4 protein-coding genes are annotated in these 4,349 nt (G+C 67.7%); all 4 read right to left on the bottom strand.

The features are described from left to right. Positions 1-1,637: acetoacetate--CoA ligase (locus AB4Z47_RS30315; protein ID WP_441956085.1), on the bottom strand; the 1,637-nt coding region annotated here is incomplete at its 3' end. A gap of 31 nt (positions 1,638-1,668) precedes the next feature. Then, on the bottom strand, positions 1,669-2,481 hold the full coding sequence (locus AB4Z47_RS30320; RefSeq protein ID WP_441956087.1) for an HpcH/HpaI aldolase/citrate lyase family protein: 813 nt from the start codon (positions 2,479-2,481) through the stop codon (positions 1,669-1,671). Beyond that, a complete protein-coding gene (locus AB4Z47_RS30325; protein WP_441956089.1) occupies positions 2,478-3,032 on the bottom strand; it encodes a MaoC family dehydratase in 555 nt (184 codons plus the stop codon). The genes AB4Z47_RS30320 and AB4Z47_RS30325 overlap by 4 nt, the downstream gene beginning before the upstream one ends. Further along, complete coding sequence (locus AB4Z47_RS30330; RefSeq protein WP_441956091.1) at positions 3,029-4,189, bottom strand: acyl-CoA dehydrogenase family protein; 1,161 nt, start codon at positions 4,187-4,189, stop codon at positions 3,029-3,031. The genes AB4Z47_RS30325 and AB4Z47_RS30330 overlap by 4 nt, the downstream gene beginning before the upstream one ends. Positions 4,190-4,349 lie beyond the last annotated feature (160 nt).

Here is a 4,349-nt window from a genome sequence, read left to right on the forward strand (position 1 = left end):
ATCACCAGGGCTTCGGCGATCTCGGGTAGGCGCTCGACGGACTGGTAGATGTCCGCGCTGCCCATCCGGATGCCGTGCCGATTGAGGGTGGAGTCGGAGCGGCCGTGCACGATCACGCTGTGCCGGTCGGTGATGGTGATCCAGTCGCCATGCCGCCAGACGCCGGGATAGGTGTCGAAATACGCGTCGTGATAGCGCTTTCCGTCGTCGTCGCGCCAGAAGCGTACTGGCATGGACGGCATCGGTGCGGTAACGACGAGTTCGCCGACCTCGCCGCGCACCGGCTGTCCGGCGGCGTCGAAGGAGTCCAGTGCGACGCCGAGGAACGGCGCCGACAGCTCGCCAGGCCACACCGGCACCGTGCGCACGCCGCCGATGAACGCGGACACCACGTCGGTGCCGCCGCTGATCGAGGACACCTGGACTTGGTCGCCGACGTTGGTGCCGAGCCACAGCGCCGAGGAGGTAGGCAGCGACGCGCCGGTGATACCGACCGCGCGCAGTGTGGACAGGTCGTGATCAGCGCGTGGCACGGAGCCCGCCTTGATGCAGGCGAGCACGTAGCCGGGGCTCGTGCCGAGCACGGTAGCGCCGACCTCGGAGGTGATGCGCCACAACGCGTCCGGCGTGGGATAGGTGGGGCTGCCGTCGTAGCAGATGATCGTCGCACCGACCAGCAGGCCGGCGATCTGGAAGTTCCACATCATCCAGCTCGGGCTGGTATACCAGAAGAACGTGTCGTCCGGGCCGATGTCGGATTGCAGGGCAACGGCTTTGAGGTGCTCGAGCACCACGCCACCGTGCCCGTGCACGATTCCCTTGGGCAGTCCGGTCGTGCCGGAGGAGAACACGATCCACAGCGGGTGGTCGAAGTCGACCGACTCCGTGGTGATCACCGCGGGCATGGCCTCGGTGTTGTCGACCGCCTCGTGCCACGGCATCGCGGACGGCACGTCCAGCCCCAGCTGGGTGACCGCGACGGTGGCCTGTAGCGTGCCGAGCCCGGCCTGTAGTGCGGCGATGTCGGCACGCTTGTCGTGCGCCTTGCCGCCGAAGCGATAGCCGTCGGCGGTGACCAGGACGGTCGGTTCGAGCTGACCGAGCCGATCCAGCGCCGCCTTCGGCGAATAGTCCTGCCCGCAGGCGCTCCAGACGGCGCCGAGGCTCGCGGTGGCCAGAAACGCGATGATCGCCTCGGGAATATTCGGCAGATATCCGACCACCCGGTCGCCGGGTCGCACGCCGAGGGAGCGCAGGGTGCGGGCAAAGGCGGCGGTGCTGTCGATCAATTCGGCCCAGGACACTTCGCGAATCGGACCGTCCTCGCTGACCGCCTTGATCGCGGGTCGGTCGCTGCGCACCTGACGGATCACCTGGTCCACGTAGTTCAGCCGGGTGCCGGGGAACCACTGCGCACCGGGCATTTCGGCGTTCGCCAACACCTCGCCCGCAACATCGCCGAGCTCGAAATAGTCCCACAGAGCACGCCAGAACCCGGCCAGGTCTTCGACCGACCACTGCCACAGCGCGTGGTAATCCGGCGCCCGCACCCCGGTGCGCTTCGCGACGAACGCCGCGAAGTCGGTGATGCGCGCCTGCACGACGTCTGCTTCGGTCGGCACCCATTGTGGTTGCATCGCAGTCCTCCTGGCTGTGCGAACTCGGTGGTCAGGCACGGTCGGCGCGCCGCGCGATCTGCTCGGCGTGCCGCAGCACGGGGGCATCGACCATCCTGCCCTCGAAGGCGAAGACCCCACGATGCTTCGGCACCTCGTCGAGTACCCGCCGAGCCCAGGCGATCTCGCCCTCGGGCGGCGCGTATGCCGCCCGCAGCACCGGAACCTGGCTCGGATGGATCGCGACCTTGGCGTCGAAGCCGATCGCGACCGCGTCCAGCGCCTCTGCCCGCAACCCGTCCAGATCGCGGATGTCCAGATATACCGAGTCCAGCGCGAACTTCCCGTAGGCCTTGGCGGCCAGCAACGTCGTCGACCGGACGTGGCGGGCCACGTCCCGGTAACTGCCATCCGCGTGCCTGCTGGCGTTGCCGCCGAGCCCGGCGATCAGATCCTCGGCGCCCCACATCACGCCGATCGCGTTGCGGGCCGTCACGGCCCGTCCGACCTCGAGCGCTCCGAGCGGCGACTCGATCAGCGCGATCACCTCGTGGTCGGCCAGCGCCGTGATCTGTTCGGCGGATTCACATTTCGGCAGCATGATCCGTCGGTAGCCGGTCTCGGCCAGCGCCGCGAGATCGAGCGTGTGCTCCGCGGTGCCCGCGGCGTTGACGCGCACCACCGTGGTCTCGGGATCCAGCGGCGTCTCGAGCAATGCCTTACGCGCCGCGAACTTGTCACCGGCGGCGACTCCGTCTTCCAGGTCGAGGATCACCACGTCGGCTGCCGCGGCGGCCTTCGCATATCGCTCCGGCCGATCGGCCGGGCAGAACAACCAAGCTGGACCCGTCATCTGCCAGCTCATGCTGTATCTCCTTCGGCATACGCACGCCCTGCGTGGTGGCGCGGGCCGCCGCCGGGCCGGACGCTACTGCCGGGCTCCGGGGTCTTGCGGACCAGCGTCTTGCGGACCGCGGTGGCCACGATGTCGCCGTGCTGGTTGCGTGCCGTATGCGCGAACGTGACGATGCCCTCGCCGGGGCGGCTCTTCGATTCGCGTTTGTCGGTGACCACGGTTTCGGCGTACATGGTGTCGCCGTGGAACAGCGGCTTGGGGAACGCGATCTCGGAGAAGCCGAGGTTGGCGACGATGGTGCCCTGGGTGAGCTGCGCGACCGACAGCCCGACCAGCGTGGACAGCGTGAACATCGAGTTCACCAGCCGCTGGTTGAACGGGGGCAGCTGCTCGCTGAACGCCGCGTCCAGGTGCAGCGCCTGCGTGTTCATGGTCAGTGTGGTGAACAGGACGTTGTCCGCCTCGGTGATGGTGCGGCCGGGCCGGTGCTCGTAGACCACCGCCGTGTCGAACTCCTCGAACCACAGCCCACGCTGTACCACCGCGCGCCGCTGCGTCACAGCCCCAGCTCCCGCCCGATCAGCATCAACTGCACCTCCGTTGTGCCCTCGCCGATTTCCAGGATCTTGCTGTCCCGATAGTGTCTGGCGACCGCGTATTCGTTCATGAAGCCATACCCGCCGAAGATCTGTGTCGCGTCGCGGGAATTGTCCATCGCGGCCTCGCTGGCCACCAGTTTGGCGATGGACGCCTGCTTCTTGAACGGCTTGCCTGCCAGCATCAGCGCCGCCGCGTCATAGTAGGCCGTGCGGGCGGCGTGGGCCCGCGCTTCCATCCTGGCGATCTTGAAGGCAATGGCCTGGTTGCGGCCGATCACCTGGCCGAACGCCTCGCGCTCCCTGGCGTAGCGCACGCTCTCGTCCACACAGCCCTGCGCGGCGCCGACCGAGAGCGCGGCGATGGCGATGCGGCCCTCGTCCAGGATGCGCAGGAAGTTGGCGTAACCGCGGCCGCGCTCGCCGAGCAGATTCTCCTCGGGCACGCGTACGTCGGTGAAGCTGAGCGGATGGGTGTCCGACGCGTTCCAGCCGACCTTGTTATACGCGGGCTCGGCGACGAAACCGGGCGTGTCGGTGGGCACCAGGATGGTGGAGATCTCCTTCTTGCCGCCGGACTGCCCGGTCACCGCGGTCACCGTGACGAGCTCGGTGATGTCGGTGCCGGAATTGGTGATGAACTGCTTGCTGCCGTTGATGATCCACTCGCCACTGTCGGCGACCGCCGTGGTCCTGGTGCCGCCTGCGTCGCTACCGGCGCCCGGTTCGGTGAGCCCGAACGCGGCAAGAGTGCGGCCGCTGGTCAGCCGCGGCAGCCATTCCTGCTTCTGCTTGTCGTTGCCGAACCGGTAGATCGGCATCGCGCCGAGGGAAACGCCCGCCTCCAGGGTGATGGCGACGCTCTGGTCGACCTTGCCCAGTTCCTCCAATGCGAGGCACAGCGCGAAATAGTCGCCGCCCATACCGCCGTACTCCTCGGGGAACGGCAGGCCGAACAGCCCCATCTCGGCCATCCCGGCGACCACCTCGTAGGGGAAAGTGTGATTCGCGTCGTGTTCGGCGGCCACGGGAGCGACCACCGACCGTGCGAAGTCGCGCACTGTCAGTGCGAGATCGCGGTACTCCTCCGGCAGCGTGCCGGTGGACAGGAAGTCGGTCATGCTGTGTCCTYTCTCGCATGAGCGGAGCTCTCCGTGGTTACGCTTCGCTGCCGCCTCCGGGCTTGACCGCTCATGCTGTGTCCTTTCTCGCATGAGCGGAGCTCTCCGTGGTTACGCTTCGCTGCCGCCTCCGGGCTTGACCGCTCATGCTGTGTCCTTT

Origin of the sequence: Nocardia sp. 2TAF39 (assembly GCF_052114905.1) — a bacterium.
Taxonomy (GTDB): Bacteria; Actinomycetota; Actinomycetes; order Mycobacteriales; family Mycobacteriaceae; genus Nocardia.